Source organism: Pilimelia anulata (genome assembly GCF_014647895.1).
GTDB lineage: Bacteria > Actinomycetota > Actinomycetes > Mycobacteriales > Micromonosporaceae > Pilimelia > Pilimelia anulata.
This window is the reverse complement of the sequence record NZ_BMQB01000009.1, coordinates 190,275-205,105: the sequence shown is the minus strand read 5'-3', so window position 1 is coordinate 205,105 and position 14,831 is coordinate 190,275. Positions and strand designations below refer to the sequence as shown.

The window sequence follows — 14,831 nt, the reverse complement described above, 5'->3', positions numbered from 1 at the left end:
GGCGCAGGCGTCAGCACCGTCGCCACGCGAAGTCACGCGACCTCAGTTGGAGCCGGTCGAGCCGCAGCTTCGACGCCGCGCCCTGCTGCGGGCGGTCGACGTACATCGCCGCGGTGAAACCCAGCAGGGTGTCCCCGTCGCAGCTCGACTCCTGGGCGGGCAGTCCCTGCCACAGGCCCCAGGCGCCGGAGTCGTTCTGCTGGAAGACGGCTCGCCGCCGCGGGGTCGGCGACGGCTGGGCCAGCAGTTGGTGGTAGGTGGAGTCGAGGTACGCGCGCTGCCCGACGCCGACGGCGGCCTGCCCGGTGTACCGCGCGCCGGAGAGCGTGAACGTCCAGCCCGGCGGCCGCTGGACCCGTACGGTCAGGTGGCAGTACGACTCCGTGTCGGCCGTGCTGCTCCCCGTGTCGAGGCCGGTGAAGGTCGCGGTGAGGCCCTCCGGCGTGGTCGTGACGGTGGTGTCCCGCGGGTCGCAGTCGCCGGTGATCGACTCGGTGACGAGCGCGACGTGGGGTGGGTTGGCGCGGCCGGGCGCGGCCGCCGCCACGCCCCCGGCGGCCAGCGCCAGGGTCATCCCCGCAGCTACCGCGCCGGCTCCTCGCCCTACCTGGTTGCTCATGGATCACCTCTCGATTCGTGGGTGTGGGTCACCGCCTGCACCGCTGGTAGTACAGCGAGGCCGTGTTCGCGCCCCGGACGCCGGTCGCGGCGGTGGTCATCGACATGTGCGCAACACCGCTGTCCATACTGGACCAGGTGCTGGTGACCTCGGTATTGACCTGCATGGTGACGGAGCTGTCGCACGGCGGTTCGCCGGTGGCGCTCTCCGACACCGCGTCCCAGCCCCCGGCGGCGGTCGGACCCGGCACCCGCACGGCGGCGGAGATCCTCTGCTGCTTCCCCGCGTCGCCGAGGAGGATCGAGGCTGCCGCGGTACCCACCGAGCCGGCGCTCAGCGTGGACTGTCCCTGGATCCGCAGGTCGGTCAGTCGGACCTGCCACCCGGGCGTGACGTCGAGCCGCAGCGCAATGTCGCACCGACCGGCCGCGCGGGTGCCGATCGCGGGAGCCGACACCTTGAGCTGCGGGTAGAGGAAGTACAGCTCGGTGAAGTCCGGGCTCACCTCGACCGTCAGGGCCTCCGGCTTCCCGCAGTGCTCGCCGCCGACCACCCGGATCTGGTCCCGCGGTACGGCGACCGAGGGCGGCGCCGGCGAGTGGGCCGCGGCCGGTGCTCCGGGCGCGCCGACCAGTCCGGCGAGGACCACCGGCGCGAGCGCCGCGCGCCAGCCGTACCGCCACGCGAATCGTGACACAACCATCTCCTGTCTGCTCGGTGCGGCCATGCGTCGGGTCAGCACTCGGTCAGGGACGTGTAGAGCGACGCCGGTTGGCTGTCGGTGTCGTGCGACCCGCTCACCATCCAGGTCTTGGCCTGGTCGCGGTCGCTGTCCCGACCCAGCATCGCGGTCAGCGACTGCTCGACGTGCATCACCGTCCGCCCGCCGCAGATGCTGGGCCGGTGCCCCATCTCGTAGAAGGCGGTGAGCTGTCCGCCGGTGTTCGGCGCGGTCGCCTCCACCGGGACCCGCATGGTCTGGGGCACGCCGTTGGCGTCGCGGTACGACGCGGTGATCCGGCCCCGTACCCAACTCTGGGTGCCCATCGTGTAGAGCGCGTAGAACGCCAACTTCTGGCCCGTCAGTGCCCACCCCGTCGGGATGTCGATGGTGATGACCAGGCTGCAGCTCGCCTCGACCGGTACGCCCACCGCGTCGGACGTGACCGTGAACGGCCGCCGGTAGCCGACCTGGAAGGCGCTGCGGTCCGTCGCGTAGACGACCTCGGCGGAGTTCTCCGGGCAGCCGGAGCCGCCGGACCGCACGTCGACGATCGTCACCCCGGGCCGGGGAGTGCCGCGGGGTGCGGCGGAGGCGGGCACCGCGAGGGCGAGCGCGCACACCGCCGGGATGACGGCGATCGCGCCGCGTCGCCGGTTCCATGGGTTCACGTTTTCTCCGATCAACGACGGCGGACGGCGGGTACGGCGCGGGGCGCCCGGTACCCGCCGGCGCCGTGGTCAGCAGGTCTGCGTCTCCAGGTACAGCTCGGTCTGCGCGCGGTGCTCCGCGTAGTTCATCGACAGGATCGCCTCGGCGTTGCCGCTGCCGGAGACGGTCACGGTCTGGTCGACCACGACGTCGACGGTGCCCTCGCACGGCGCGAAGATGATGTTCGACGTACTGTGCGGCAGGCTCCACGTCTTGTCCGTGGCGTCCTTGAACCCGGCACGGGCGGTGCCCTGCGGCGTGCCGTTGGCGAACCGGAAGTTGGCCAGGAACGTGGCGTCCGCCGTCCCCTTGACCTTGACGTAGCCGACGAACAGGCTGCGGTGCAGGGCGATCGTGATGCCCGGCGGATAGGTGAAGCGCAGGACGGTCGAGCAGGTCCGGTCCCGCCAATCGCCCGGCCCCGGGTAGCTGGCCACCAGCCCGGCGTAGCGCAGGAAGATGCCGGTGCCGTCGGGGAGGTTGCCGACCGAGGGCTGCTGGGTGCCCGGCAGGCCGCCGCACCCGGTTCCGCTGGCCTTGACCAGGTCCACCGTCACCTTCGGTGGTGGGGCCGCCGCTGCCGCCGCTGCCGGCAGGACGGCGGCGGGCAGGACGGCCGCCGCCGTCAACGCCGCGAGTAGCCTCGTCGTGAACCGCATCGTGATCCCCCTCGTGTGATGTGCGAGCCGTGCTCAGAAACCACCGGTCAGGCCGGTGCCCAGGGCGGCGGCGAACGCCGCGACCATGAACGTGACCAGCAGGCGTTGGTGGATGTCCCATTCGTCGTCCCAGGCGCTGTCGTCGCCGTACGAGACGCTGGCGACGGTCATGATGGACCGACCGATGCCGAAGCCCACGCCGGCCAGCACGGTCAGCAGCGGTGAGGCGAAGAACGCCACCGCCACCGCCATGACGTACGGCAGCCCGCTGGGTAGGTACGTCCGGGCACCGGTGCCCATCTCCAGGCCGAACTGGAACGGACCCAGCAGCCGGCCGAGCCGGAACACCGTCACCGGAACCAGGCGGCGGTTCTCCGGCATCCGCACGGCGCTGAACCGGCCGTACTCACGCAGGGCGATGAAGACGAGGAACAGCCCCACCAGGGTCAGCCGGGCCCAGTCGGGCAGGAGGGGCCGCAGGAGCGACCCCACGACCAGGAAGAACGCCGCGGCCAGGAGTCCGCCGACCACCAGGCCCGCACCGAACGCCGCCATCATCGTGCCTCGTCGGACCGACGAGCTCAGCACCCCGGCTGAGTTCTTCGATCAAGTCGAGCCGCTGGTGGCGAAGCCCGCCACGACCGCGGCGGAGCACCACGCCGCCGCCCGGCCGTTGGATCCGGTGGACAGCGCGGCGAAGCCGCCCGCCACCGCGGCGCCGGCCGCGACGAGCGCGCCGATCGTGACCGGGTGCCATACCCGCTGGATCGGACGGAGAGCCGGGTGGGCGCGCATCGTCAGAGCCGGGCCTGGCACAGGGTGAACTCGCCGAAAGGGTCGGTGGTCGAGTTCGCGACCTGGTACCAGCCGTCGGAGCAGCGGTACCAGGCGTCGCCGACCTTCCACCGCCAGGCGTTCTTGTTGACGCACATGTACTGGACCGGCCAGTAGCGAACCGGCGTGCCGTCCGGGGCCCGGCCCGCGTCGGTCTTGTGCCACCCGTTCTTGTCGCAGTACTTGGCGCCGACCTTGTTGCCGGTGCAGGCTGCCGTCTGGTCCGGTTCGTCGGGCTCCGGCTGGGTGCCACCCCAGTCCGCCGGACAGGACAGGTGTCCGACGATCCCGCCGGGACCCACCTCGTCGGCGCGCGGGCGGGCCAGGGCGGGGCTGGTCAGGCGGTCGCTGAGGGAGGCCACCGCCGCCCCGATGGTGACCGCGCCGAGGGTCACCCCCCGCAGCAGCATCCGCCGGCTGGCGCGCTGGCTGCCCGGTCGGACCGAGGTCGGCGGCGCCGCCGCGGCGTCCGTCGCGGGTGCCGCGGACGGCATGTCGGCCAGGGAAAGAGTCATCGGTCAGCTCGCTTTCACGTCGTGGCCGGCGGGGACGAGCCAGCGGCCCAGTACCTCCCGCGCGGCGGCTTCGGTCGATGGCAGCACCAGCTCGGTGACCCGGCCGTCCCCGGCCACCCGCATCACGGCGGGCGGCGTCAGGTGCGCCACCTCGCGCCACTGGGTGTCCGAGCGCACCAACCGCAACGCCCGGACCACCTCCGCCGGCCACTCGTCCGGGGACTGGTGGGTGAGCAGGGCGGGCGGCGTCGCGCCGGCCCGGACCCGACGCACGGCCAGGTCAGCCACGACCGCGCAGAGCGGGCAGTCGACATCGGCGGCGATCACGACGCCACCGGCGGGGACGACGGCGGGGTCGAGGGTGATGGCCGGCGGGTGCGCCACATAGCCGTCGGACGCCGACGCGGCGGTATCCAGTCGCTCCCGCAGCAGGCGGAGCTCGCGGGCGACTGCCCCGACGGCCAGGAACAGCAGCACGATCGCCACCCAGGTGACGATCCAGAGCGCGGTCACCGGCGACATCAGAATCCCGAAATGCTGATCTTGATGTGGTCGAGCCAGTCCAGCAGATCGGCGTCCGACACGGCGGAGCCGAACGGGTCGAGGAACACCTCGGCCAGCCCGGACGACGACCCGACCAGGTAGGAGAAGTCGCGCGGCCGGGTGTGCCGGCTGCGGTCGGCCAGCGGGGTGCGCCAGATCTCGCCGTGCCGGGTGCGCTGCCCGGCGTGCGGCGGCAGCAGGGCCGTCGCCCGGGCCGGGTTCGAGGCATGGACCGCGCCGTGGTGCGGCACCATCATCACCGACACCCAGCCCAGCGAGTCGATCATCCGGCTGCCCTTGACGTCGACCCTCATGCCGTTGGGCGAATCCTCGATCCGCAGCCCGTTGAAGATCTCGCTGATCCGGCTGGTCGGCGGCCGCGGACCGGAGAACATCGTGGTCAGGTCGTGGTAGTCGCCGCGGAAGGTGGCCGCGGCGGTGCCCTCGCCCTGCGCGATGACCACGTCCTTTCCGTAGACCTTGATCCGGTCGACGTTGGTGCCGCTGCGCAGGCTGTACTTCAGTACCCCCTCGTGCCGGCCGCGTTTGCCGATCACGTACGCGCGACTCAGGTTCCCCCCGCCGAGGCGGAGCTGGGAGACGTTGGTCGGCTCGTCCCGTGGTGCACCGCCGAACTCGAAGGTGAGTGATGCCCCGTCCGGAGCGATCACCGCATACGTGCGCGATGCCATCTACCGCGTCCTCCCCGTTGGTGGTGCACAGTGGCGTGGCAACCAGGGTCGTCGAGCCGGGTCGATTGGTCTGGCCATCTGTCGGGTATCCGATAGCGGCCGTGATGTATGCCACCGACAGCGCCGCCGCGGCTTACCGGGCCCCGCTGCCGGTCTGCTGCGGGAGCGGCGACCGGGTGCCCCGCGGGCGTTCCACCTGCGGGACAGTCCATCGAGCCGGACAACCCGTACGATCGATCCATCGGCCTCAATGGCCGATCGCCGACGGGCGTCGGCGTCGGGGGACGAACGGAGCATCGTCATGCGCACCCACGCACTCTTCGCCACCACACTCGCCGTCGCCACCGCTGTCCTCGCCGCTCCCGGCGCCGCACAGGCCGGGTTCTACCTCCAGGCGGGCGAACAGATGTACGCCGGCAGGGCCGACACCCCGTGCGCCACCGGCTTCTTCGTCTCGGTGCCGGGGGAGCGGGACCGGATGATGCTGACCGCCGGCACCTGCGGCGCGGTCGGCGCTCCCGTGTTCCACGCACCGAACAAGTTCCGCTACGGCGTCATCACCGCGAGCGCCCTGACCCGCGGCGGCGGCGACGCGATGGACGCCGCCATCTTCCGTACCGAGTACCGCCCGCACGGGTCCGGGGTCTGGAACATGGGCGGCCCGATCAGCGGCGTCGCCGAGGAGAGCGAACTGCGGGGCGCCACCTACCTGCGCAGCAGCCGGGCGAGCAAGCTCACCACCGGCACCATCACCAGCGTGCAGACCATCGGCGGCCAGCGCCACTACTGCGGCGGCCCGGCACTGGTGCCCGGCGACAAGGGCGGTCCGGTGGCGCTGCGGGACGAGGCCCGCAAGTCGCTGCGCGCGGCGGGGATCGCCACCGCCAGCGGCGCCGGGGGCGAGATGTGCTTCCTGCCCATCCGCGCCGTCCTCGCGGCCTTCGACGCAACGCTGGTCACCTTCCCCGACGGCGCCGGGGGCCGGCACCCGTGACGCCGAATCCCCGGCAGCGCGACTTTCGGGAAGTGTGCGGGTCGTAGTCGGTCCGGCGGGGCCGGGCGTGACCCGGTAGCGGACGGGTGAGTTCGTCGGCGTCTCGGCCGGACCGCGCCGCTGTGCACCGCGGACGGCGGCGACGGCCTTGTCGACCTCCTCCGGGGTGTTGATGCACGCGGTGCCGATCCGCACGTACGGCACCCGGCAAGTATTGACAGAAGCCGATACAGAATGCGCCAAGGATGCCGCATGACGGCGACCCGGGGAAGCGTTACCGGCGCGTCACAAGCAGCTTTCGACAAGTGTAGAAAGGCGTCGCCGCCGAGTTGGTCGGTGTGCCGGAACGTGGCGTCCGATGTGTGATCGACGGGGATGCCGGAGCCGGGCTGTACCGGTGGCCGATTGCTTGCTTTGCATCCGTCAATGTCTATACGATGCGCCCGGGGTGCGCCGGTAATACGCCCTGACTCGTTTCGGCAGTCCACCCGCCGAAGCCGAGTCCAGTCGACCCGATGCCGTATCGAGGCAGGAAGTCATGACCGCAGTGCATCCCCGCCGGCGCGCGCTTCGCCGCGCGGCCGTCGCCGTCCTCGTCCCCACTCTGCTCGCCCCGGGCGCTCCCGCGGGGGCCGCCGAACCCACACCGCCGCGGGCGCCCGCGGCGGCCGCCGAACTCCCGAGCGGCCGGACCGCCTACCGCACGTTCGCCGACTACGACGCGGACCTGGCCCGGCTGGCCGCCGACCATCCGACGAAGACCCGCCGCTTCACGCTGGCCCACCCCTCGCTGGAGGGCCGGCCGGTGCACGCCATGGAGATCTCCCGGGACGTCGCGGCCAGCGACCACAAGCCGGTCCTCCTGATGACCGGGGTGCACCACGCCCGCGAGTGGCCGTCGTCGGAGGTGACCATCGAGTTCGCCTTCGACCTGCTCCGCAACGACGGCACCGACCCGCGGATCACCGCCCTGCTGGACCGGGTCCGGGTCGTCGTCGTACCGCTCGTCAACCCGGACGGATTCAGGATCTCCCGGGAGATGGCGTTCGAGATGAAGCGCCGCAACTGCCGGCTCAGGGACGGCCGGACGCCCGCGCCGGGCGCGTGCGCCGAGTCGGGCAACCGCAACTACGGCGTGGACCTCAACCGCAACTACGGCGCGGCCTGGACCGGCGGCGGCTCCGCCACCTCGGACACGTACCCGGGCGCGGCCCCGTTCTCCGAGCCGGAGAGCCGGAACGTCCGCGACCTGGTGCTGTCCCGGCAGGTCGCGGTACTGATCAGCAACCACACCCAGGGCTCCGTCGTGCTGCACCCGGTCAACCCGGAGGCGACCGCGTACCGGGGGCTGGCGGACAAGCTGGCCGCGGAGAACGGGTACTCCGCGGGCGCCGGCATGAACGTCGGCGGGATGACCGAGCGGTGGTCGTACTACGCCACCGGCGGCTTCGGCTTCACCGTCGAGATCGGGAAGAACAGCTTCCACCCGCCGTTCCCGACCGGCGTCGTCGAGCAGTACGTCGGCGCGGGCGGCCGGCGCGGGCTGCGCTCGATGTACCTGGTCGCCGGGGAGGCCGCGGCCGACCGCGGGGGGCACGCCGTCCTCACCGGCCGGGCCGTGCCCGGGGCGGTCCTGCGGATCACCAAGGACTTCGACCTCGCCACGGGCGCCGGCAAGCCGATCCCGACCCACCTGGAGTCGGCGCTGACCGTCGGCCCGACCGGCAGCTTCGCCTGGGAGGTCAACCCGTCGACCCGCGCGTCCGGCGGCACGCTGCTGGACGAGAAGTGGACGCTGACCTGCGCCCGACCGGGCGGTCCGGTGGTCGAGACGGTGCAGGTCCTGGTCCGGCGCGGCCAGGAGGTCGCGGTGGAGCTGCCCGCCTGCCGGGCGCGGGGGTTCGACCGGCTCCCGCCGGGGCATCCGGGGTCGTCCCGCGGGGCGGCACCGGCCCCGCCCGGCGGCAGGGCGCGCCCCGGCGACGCCGGCAGCGGCATGGCCGCCCCCACCCAAGGAGGTTTCCGATGAGACTGCCCCACCCCACCCGTCCGCGCGGCGCCCTGGCGCTGACGCTCGTCCTCTCGCTCGGCGCCGCCCTCGTGGCCGTCGCGCCTGTCCGGGCCGGATCCGCGCCGGCCGCCGCCACCGCCCGGCAGTACGTCGTGTCCGGCGCGCGCACGTGGCACGACGGCAACGCCGTCGCCGCGACGGGCGCCGCCGTTGACCACGTCGAGCACGGCCGGATCCACGTCTCGGCCACACCGGACGAGGTGGCCGCCATCCGCCGGCTCGGCTTCACCGCCGTGCTCGACGCCCCGCCGGTCGAGGAGGGGCCGGACGCCGTCCGGCCCGGCTTCCCGGCGAACATGCAGAAGTACCACGACTACGCCGAGATGACCGAGAACATCAACAAGCTGGTCGCGGGCAGGCCGGAGATCGCCCGGAAGCTGAGCATCGGCAAGTCGTACGAGGGCCGGGACCTGCCCCTGATCAAGATCTCGGACAACGTTGCCACCGACGGCCGAGCCCGAGTACCTGATCACCTCGCACCACCACGCCCGCGAGCACCTCACGGTCGAGATGGCGCTGTACCTGCTGCACATGTTCATCGACGAGTACGGCAAGGACGAGCGGGTGACGAAGCTCGTCAACGAGCGGGAGATCTGGGTCGTGCCGTCGCTGAACCCGGACGGCAGCGAGTTCGACATCTCCGGCAGCAAGCTGGCGATGTGGCGGAAGAACCGGCAGCCCAACTCCGGCGGCCAGCCCGGCACCGACCTGAACCGCAACTACAGCCACAAGTGGGGCTGCTGCAACGGCTCCTCCGGCAACACCGGCTCGGACACCTACCGCGGCGCCGCCGCCTTCTCGGCCCCGGAGACGCAGCGGATCCGCGACTTCGTGAACAGCCGGAAGATCAACGGCAAGCAGCAGATCACGGTCGACCTGGACCTCCACTCGCACGGCGAGCAGATCCTCTGGCCGTACGCGTACACGTCGAGGACCGTCGACCCCGGCATGACCGCCGACGACAACAGGGCCCTCTCCACCATCGGCAAGAAGATGGCCGCGACCAACAACTATAAGCCGATGCAGGCGTCCGGGCTGTACATCCACGACGGCACCCTCCTCGACTGGCTGTGGGGCGAGCACAAGATCTTCGGCTACACGTTCGAGTTGTGGGGCGGCTCGGGCGGCTTCTACCCGGCCGACTCCCACATCGAGCCGCAGACCAAGCGCAACCGGGAGGCCGCCCTGATCCTGGGCGAACTCGCCGACTGCCCGTACCGGGCGATCGGCAAGGACGCCGAGTACTGCAAGTAGGCTCCGCTGCCCCGCGCGCCGGGTGGCCGCGCGGGGCAGCGGCCGCCGGTCAGCGGCCGGGGCGGTACGTGCCGGACAGCCGGCCCACCTTCAGCGCCAGGTGCAGGCAGAGCCGCTCGGAGCCGTCCTTGAGGTCGGTACCGACGAGCTGCTCGATCCGGTGGAGCCGGTGGTAGAGCGAGGTCCGGTGCAGGTGCAGGCGCTTGGCCGCCGCGTCGGCGTTGCCGGCCAGGTCGAGGTACGTCTCCAGGGTCTCCAGCAGCGACCCGTGCGCCGGCTCGGTGAACACCCGCTCGAGCCCCGGGTGCACGCTGACGGCGGCGCGCCCCGCCGGCACCACCGTGGCCAGGGCCCGGTAGGCACCGAGGTCGGACCACTGCGCGAGCGGTCCGAGGTTCGGCTGGACGGCGGCCACGCGCAGCGCCAGCCGGGCCTGCCGGTGCGAGGTCAGCGCGTCGCACAGCGCGTCGACGGGCCCGCCGACCCCGATCAGTACGCCGTCGGCCGCCCCGGCGTACTGCGCCGTCCTGGTGATCTCGACGCACAGCCCGGCCGCCAGGTCCCCGATCGACGGGTACCCGGCGCACTGGGCGGCGATGAGGACGGCCCGGTCCCGGTGGGCGAGGTGCAGGGTGCCGCGCGGGCCGCCGGACCGGGCGGTGGCGGCCAGGGCCTCCTCCAGCAGCACCTGCAGCTCGGCCGGCCGGGCCCGCGCGCCGACCGGCTGCCCGATCAGCGCGACGACCGGCACTCCGTCGACGAAGTAGCCGTCGTCGAGGAGGGCCGCGGCGGCGGTCACGCGCGCGGCGCGGTTGTCGGAGAGCAGGTCGCGGACCCAGCCGGCGACCCGGTAGCCGGCGGTGTCGTTGGTCCACAGCTCGCGGAACATCTCCAGCGTCAGCTCGCCGCACGCCCGCTCGGCGGCGGCCACCTCCGCGTCGGTCAGGGTGCCGTCGCGGTCCAGGAACCAGACGTACCCGAGCAGCACCCCGCGGTGCCGGACCGGCACGCACAGCCGGGGCCACATGCGCAGCTCGGCGGAGGCGGGGATCCGGATGGCGCCGGGGGCCCGGGCGATCCCGAACCGTTGGAGGTGATCCCGCACCCCGGGGTCGGTCCGGCGGTGCAGGATCGACAGCCGCCGTACCCCGTCGATGTTGCCGTCGTGGGCGCTGTGCACCACGACGCGGTGCTGGTGGTCCTCGATCATCGTCGGCCGGTCCAGGCGGGCGGCCAGTCCGTCCACCGCATCCTGCAGGCTCAGCGGCCGGCGGTGCCGGACCTCGGCGGTGGGGTCGACCGGCCCGTCGCCGGCGGTGTCTCGGGTGGGCTTGTTCAAGGGACCTGACCTGTTCCGCCCGCCGCCACCCATTCCCGGCACCCCGGGCCCCGCCGACCTCGGTACGGCAGGACCGCGGCGCGCCGGGATCTGCGCGCCCGGTCGCGCGCGAACAGGGTCGGTTCGGCGGGGCGGAGTGCGGAAGGTCGAGCCTCGAGGACAGCCGACGCGGCGGCGCGGCTGCGGTGGCTACAGCGGGCCGGTCCCGTCGATGGGATGGTGCCGGGGCCGGTACGGGCCCGGGTGGACACCCGTACCGGCGTGGGTGCGACGCAGTCGCTGGCGATCGGGGGTCGGCCCCCGGTGGACGATGTGCGGCATTCGCTGCGGCGATACGCGCTCGCGGCGGCGATGATTCGATCGAATCAATGCTCGCCCGAGAGTGTTCGCCGCTCCGGAACCAGTTGTCAAGACTTGATCAGCCCGGCGGACCGCATTCACCATTCGGGATCGGCCGACGCGACACCTGTAGCGAATGGCGAGCGAAAACGTTCGACGATCGAACCGTGACGGGAATCTTTTGTGTTCGTCGTCAGCCGGTCTGTGGCACGACGTAGTCGGCGCGCACGCGGAGGAGCTTCCGGTCGTCCAGTTGCTTGATGACGATCCACTTCTTGCCGGCCCGGCCGTCACCGCCGGCGGAGAACTCCAGCCTCCCGGTCGCGCCCCGCACGGCACTGCCGAGGGTGAGGTTGTTCAACTGCACCCCGACGTCGCCGGGCACCACCGGCTGCGTGGTTCCCGGCGCCAGCCGGATGGCCCGGGCGGCGGTGGCGAGCGCGTCGTGGTACATCATGGCGTACCCGTCGACCAGGTCGGCCTCCGGATACCGGCGCGCGCGCCAGCCGGCCGCGAACTCCGGGTAGTCGTCGGGTGCCCCGGCACTGCCGGGGCGCGCGGCGGACCACTGCTCGTGGTCCGTCGACGTGGCCTCCAGCAGGGCCAGGTTCGCCCTGCGCAGCATGTCGCGGTACCGGTCGCCGGCCTGGAATCCGGTGGCCGCGACCAGGACGACCAGCGGCGTCGACCGGCACACCCGGTCGCTCATCTTCTCGGCGAAGATCTCGAAGTCGGGGGCCCGGCCGGCGAAGAACACGAGCCTGGCGGGTGTCCTCGTGTCGTTCACCGCGTTGCAGATGTCGGAGACGAGCGGGCCGAACACGCCCGGCGTCAGCGGCGTGTCCATCGTCGACCCGACGAAGGTCCGCAGCGGGAACTTGATGAACCGGGACGAGAACTCCGTCTCGAACGCCGCGCGTACGGTGTCGACGTAGGGGTCGTTCTTGTTGCTGTCCGCCACCAGCAGCGCTGATTGCAGGGGCTGGGTCGTCACGATCGCCGCCGGGCGGGCGTCGAACAGCTTCCGCAGCGCGCGGACCAACTGGGTGTTGCTCGGCGACACGCTGTGGAGTCCGGGGATGGCCCGGCCGTTGAGGTTGTCGGCGGAGGCCACGGCGACGACCATCGGGATGCCCTTGTCGCTCAGGGCGCGGGCCGTCTCGACCGTCCCGGCGTAGGACGAGCCGAATCCGACGACCGCCGCCGGCGGCCCGCCGTCCTCGCCCGCCGTCAGGATCTCGTCGACCAGCTCCCGGGTGAACTCCTGCCGCGCGCCCTGGTTCGCGAGCACCAGCCGGATCCTGCGTACGGCGGGGTCGCCGAAGACGGTACTGCTGTTGGCCCGCTGCTGGGCGACGAGCACCCCCTGGAGGCTCTCGCGCAACTGGGCGGGCACCATGGCCGAACTCCGGGCGTCGGCGTCGCCGTCGGTGGCGACGCTGAGCGGCGTCAGCACGACCACGGTGGCGGCGGGGCCGCCCTCCGTCCCGCGGTTGGCGGCCTCCACCTCCTCGTACAGCGGGCGCAGGTCCGGGCGGAGCTGGCGGGCCGCCGAGATGACGCCGATGCACTCGCCGTCCGGCGACTTGGCCATGCCGAAGAAGTAGCCGTCGCACTCGGTCGGGACGAGCTGCCAGACGGCCAGTCCGATCGTGGCGCTGACCGCGACCGCCGCGCCGGCGGCGATCAGTCGCCGGCGGCCGATGTTGTCGGTTCTGCCCACTGTGGGCGCCTCCAGGTCGAGTATGCGGATGGGGGGAGTGGCGGGAGTCGGGCGCCGCGGCGGGGGGACCCCGCCGGCGGGCGTGGCGACGGGCGGTGCGGCCCGGTCGGCGGCCCAGGCCCGGGCGAACACCTCGGTCATCGCGGTCTCCGCCGGGCGGAGCAGGTCCGCCGCCACCGCGCGGATCGCGCGGACCCGCCCGACGAGGAGCACGCCCACCGTCAGCGTGACCGGGCGTCCGTGCTCGTCCCGGTACGGCGCGGCCGCCCCGCCGGCCGGGTCCCCGCCCGGCGCGAGCGTCCGGTAGAGCACCGTGAACCGGCGCCCCGTCGACCGCCACCGGCAGCGCAGGACCGGGCCGCCGGCCGCGGCGGGGTCGGCGGCTGCGGGCGGGCCGGGGAGGACCCCGAGCCGCGCCGCGTCGGGGGTGCCCCGCACGACGTCCGGTACGGCGAGGAGGCGGTAGCCGTGCGTGCGGGTCCGGCCCACGGCGAACGGCCAGTACCTCATGGGCGCTGCGCTGCGACGCTGTTGGGAAATCGCTTGGTGAGGCGGCGCTCCACCGTCGTCAGGCGGCCGAGCAGCTTGCGCATCCGCGCCTTGCGGGAGCCCTCGCCGCGCGGCCGCGGCACGTTCCGGAGGTCGTCGATGAGCTTGGCCACCTCGTCCGGGGGCGGCGGGGTGAAGCCGAAGGGGAGAAGGCCGCCGACGAGGGCGGCCGCGCGCATCAGCGCCGCCAGCAGCGGCGGCAGCTTGGTGGGCGTGCGGCTGTTCGTCGCGGCGGCGCGGTAGCGGGCCACCTCCACGTCGAGCAGGTCCAGGACCGCGCAGGCGACCGGGGACTCGCCGAGGAACGGTTCCCACTCGACCCCGGCCGCCCGCGTGGCACCCGGTGTCGCGGGCGGGTCGAAGTAGCCGTTGAAGCCGAAGGCGCTGACCGGGATGATCCGGTGCACCCGGCCGTTGTGCGGCCGCCAGAAGGTCTTGAAGCTCTCGTACCGCCGGAGGTAGCGCACCACCTCGGCGAGCCGGCCGGCCCCGGCGTGCCGCGGGTCCACGAGGTCCCACTTGGTGATGATCAGGTGGCCGGCCTTGGGGTTGTGCTGTTCGACGAGGTCGAGCAGGGCCGCCAGGTCCGTGCCGAAGCCGCTCGGCGGCCGGCCGCCCATCGCCGCGGCGAGGCGGTCGCCGTCCAGCAGGCCGATGACGACGTCGGCCCGGGCGAGCTCCTCCCGGACGAAGGGGAGGTACTCGTCGCGGCCGTCGAGCATCTCGCGTACGTGCTCGCCCGCGTAGTCGACGAAGTCGAGGCGGAACGTCTCGTGCACGTCGGCGTCCTCGCGGACCTGGAGGCGGAACGACGTGCGGTGCACATCGCCGGTCCGGGTCGCCCGGGGCAGCCGGTCGGCGCCGCCGTCCACGGCCCGGATCAGTTCGCGCACCCGCCGGTCGGTCACGGCGTTGTCCGCGAAGAGGCGGACCCCGTCCTGGCCGCGCCCGCGCGCCCACCGGGCGTAGAGGGCCGCCAACAGCATCGTCTTGCCGGCGCCCGAGTCGCCGAAGAGGAAGATCCGGATCGGGGGGATGGTGCTCCGCCCGCTCGCCGCTATCCACCGGTAGGTCACCGCCGCCACGACGACGACAACGGCGATGGTGATCCACAGTCGTTCCTGACCGAACGAGTCAAGTAGAGCACTACTGGATAGCGGCATCCGGCCGGACCCTCACTCGCGTACGCACCCCGGCACAGCGACCGCGCTGAAACCGGCTGATGGTTCGCCGTTGACAACCGGCCGGTACCGGATCGGGTGACGCTC

15 protein-coding genes and 1 pseudogene are annotated in these 14,831 nt (G+C 72.8%); 3 read left to right on the top strand and 13 right to left on the bottom strand.

Annotated elements, in window-relative coordinates; genetic code table 11:
• Positions 1-10 precede the first annotated feature (10 nt).
• The 9 genes from IEY94_RS19055 to IEY94_RS19015 all read right to left on the bottom strand — a co-directional run bounded on the left by IEY94_RS19055 (position 11) and on the right by IEY94_RS19015 (position 5,294).
• Complete coding sequence (locus IEY94_RS19055) at positions 11-619, bottom strand: DUF4360 domain-containing protein (RefSeq protein ID WP_189171588.1); 609 nt, start codon at positions 617-619, stop codon at positions 11-13.
• 28 nt (positions 620-647) lie between these two features.
• Positions 648-1,316, bottom strand: a complete 669-nt coding sequence (locus IEY94_RS19050) for a DUF4360 domain-containing protein (RefSeq protein ID WP_189171587.1) — start codon at positions 1,314-1,316, stop codon at positions 648-650.
• Positions 1,317-1,354: 38 nt separating this feature from the next.
• Positions 1,355-2,011, bottom strand: a complete 657-nt coding sequence (locus IEY94_RS19045; protein WP_189171586.1) for a DUF4360 domain-containing protein — start codon at positions 2,009-2,011, stop codon at positions 1,355-1,357.
• Positions 2,012-2,080: 69 nt separating this feature from the next.
• The gene (locus IEY94_RS19040) at positions 2,081-2,710 is read right to left on the bottom strand and encodes a DUF4360 domain-containing protein (protein WP_189171585.1); all 630 of its coding nucleotides are present in this window, start codon (positions 2,708-2,710) and stop codon (positions 2,081-2,083) included.
• 33 nt (positions 2,711-2,743) lie between these two features.
• Positions 2,744-3,268 carry a hypothetical protein gene (locus tag IEY94_RS19035; RefSeq protein WP_189171584.1) on the bottom strand — a complete coding sequence of 175 codons (525 nt, stop codon included), beginning with the start codon at positions 3,266-3,268 and terminating at the stop codon, positions 2,744-2,746.
• A gap of 48 nt (positions 3,269-3,316) precedes the next feature.
• Positions 3,317-3,505, bottom strand: coding sequence for a hypothetical protein (locus tag IEY94_RS19030; RefSeq protein WP_189171583.1), 189 nt, complete (start codon positions 3,503-3,505; stop codon positions 3,317-3,319).
• Positions 3,506-3,507: 2 nt separating this feature from the next.
• A complete protein-coding gene (locus tag IEY94_RS19025) occupies positions 3,508-4,059 on the bottom strand; it encodes a hypothetical protein (protein WP_189171582.1) in 552 nt (183 codons plus the stop codon).
• A gap of 3 nt (positions 4,060-4,062) precedes the next feature.
• Positions 4,063-4,572 carry a hypothetical protein gene (locus IEY94_RS19020; protein ID WP_189171581.1) on the bottom strand — a complete coding sequence of 170 codons (510 nt, stop codon included), beginning with the start codon at positions 4,570-4,572 and terminating at the stop codon, positions 4,063-4,065.
• 8 nt (positions 4,573-4,580) lie between these two features.
• The gene (locus IEY94_RS19015) at positions 4,581-5,294 is read right to left on the bottom strand and encodes a hypothetical protein (protein WP_189171580.1); all 714 of its coding nucleotides are present in this window, start codon (positions 5,292-5,294) and stop codon (positions 4,581-4,583) included.
• Between the two features lie 301 nt (positions 5,295-5,595).
• Between IEY94_RS19015 and IEY94_RS19010 the strand changes: the two genes are divergently transcribed.
• Together IEY94_RS19010 and IEY94_RS19005 are read left to right on the top strand one after the other, a co-directional pair.
• The gene (locus tag IEY94_RS19010) at positions 5,596-6,288 is read left to right on the top strand and encodes a chymotrypsin family serine protease (RefSeq protein ID WP_189171579.1); all 693 of its coding nucleotides are present in this window, start codon (positions 5,596-5,598) and stop codon (positions 6,286-6,288) included.
• A gap of 538 nt (positions 6,289-6,826) precedes the next feature.
• Positions 6,827-8,317: a M14 family zinc carboxypeptidase gene (locus IEY94_RS19005; protein WP_189171578.1), complete on the top strand. Its 1,491-nt coding sequence runs from the start codon at positions 6,827-6,829 to the stop codon at positions 8,315-8,317.
• A gap of 355 nt (positions 8,318-8,672) precedes the next feature.
• Here IEY94_RS19005 and IEY94_RS24030 read toward each other — a convergent pair whose 3' ends face one another.
• Positions 8,673-8,795: a hypothetical protein gene (locus tag IEY94_RS24030; RefSeq protein ID WP_268244858.1), complete on the bottom strand. Its 123-nt coding sequence runs from the start codon at positions 8,793-8,795 to the stop codon at positions 8,673-8,675.
• Here IEY94_RS24030 and IEY94_RS23695 point away from each other — a divergent pair.
• Positions 8,737-9,613 (top strand): annotated as a pseudogene (locus IEY94_RS23695) (M14 family metallopeptidase). The gene IEY94_RS24030 and the pseudogene IEY94_RS23695 sit on opposite strands and share 59 nt — an antisense overlap.
• Positions 9,614-9,662: 49 nt before the next feature.
• Here IEY94_RS23695 and IEY94_RS18995 read toward each other — a convergent pair.
• From IEY94_RS18995 to IEY94_RS18985, 3 genes are all read right to left on the bottom strand, one after another.
• Entirely contained in the window at positions 9,663-10,952 is a 1,290-nt protein-coding gene (locus tag IEY94_RS18995; RefSeq protein ID WP_189171577.1) for a PucR family transcriptional regulator, read from the bottom strand.
• Positions 10,953-11,484: 532 nt separating this feature from the next.
• Positions 11,485-13,524, bottom strand: coding sequence for a type 1 periplasmic-binding domain-containing protein (locus IEY94_RS18990; protein WP_189171576.1), 2,040 nt, complete (start codon positions 13,522-13,524; stop codon positions 11,485-11,487).
• On the bottom strand, positions 13,521-14,726 hold the full coding sequence (locus tag IEY94_RS18985; protein ID WP_189171575.1) for a TRAFAC clade GTPase domain-containing protein: 1,206 nt from the start codon (positions 14,724-14,726) through the stop codon (positions 13,521-13,523). Before IEY94_RS18985 ends, IEY94_RS18990 begins: the two co-directional genes overlap by 4 nt.
• Positions 14,727-14,831: the final 105 nt, after the last annotated feature.

Excerpts from the sequence above, each read along its gene's own strand:
- IEY94_RS19055 (WP_189171588.1), bottom strand. The coding sequence starts at position 619 with ATGAGCAACCAGGTAGGGCGAGGAGCCGGCGCGGTAGCTGCGGGGATG.
- IEY94_RS19040 (WP_189171585.1), bottom strand. The coding sequence starts at position 2,710 with ATGCGGTTCACGACGAGGCTACTCGCGGCGTTGACGGCGGCGGCCGTC.
- IEY94_RS19035 (WP_189171584.1), bottom strand. The coding sequence starts at position 3,268 with ATGATGGCGGCGTTCGGTGCGGGCCTGGTGGTCGGCGGACTCCTGGCC.
- IEY94_RS19030 (WP_189171583.1), bottom strand. The coding sequence starts at position 3,505 with ATGCGCGCCCACCCGGCTCTCCGTCCGATCCAGCGGGTATGGCACCCG.
- IEY94_RS19025 (WP_189171582.1), bottom strand. The coding sequence starts at position 4,059 with ATGACTCTTTCCCTGGCCGACATGCCGTCCGCGGCACCCGCGACGGAC.
- IEY94_RS19015 (WP_189171580.1), bottom strand. The coding sequence starts at position 5,294 with ATGGCATCGCGCACGTATGCGGTGATCGCTCCGGACGGGGCATCACTC.
- IEY94_RS19010 (WP_189171579.1), top strand. The coding sequence starts at position 5,596 with ATGCGCACCCACGCACTCTTCGCCACCACACTCGCCGTCGCCACCGCT.
- IEY94_RS19005 (WP_189171578.1), top strand. The coding sequence starts at position 6,827 with ATGACCGCAGTGCATCCCCGCCGGCGCGCGCTTCGCCGCGCGGCCGTC.
- IEY94_RS18990 (WP_189171576.1), bottom strand. The coding sequence starts at position 13,524 with ATGAGGTACTGGCCGTTCGCCGTGGGCCGGACCCGCACGCACGGCTAC.
- IEY94_RS18985 (WP_189171575.1), bottom strand. The coding sequence starts at position 14,726 with ATGCCGCTATCCAGTAGTGCTCTACTTGACTCGTTCGGTCAGGAACGA.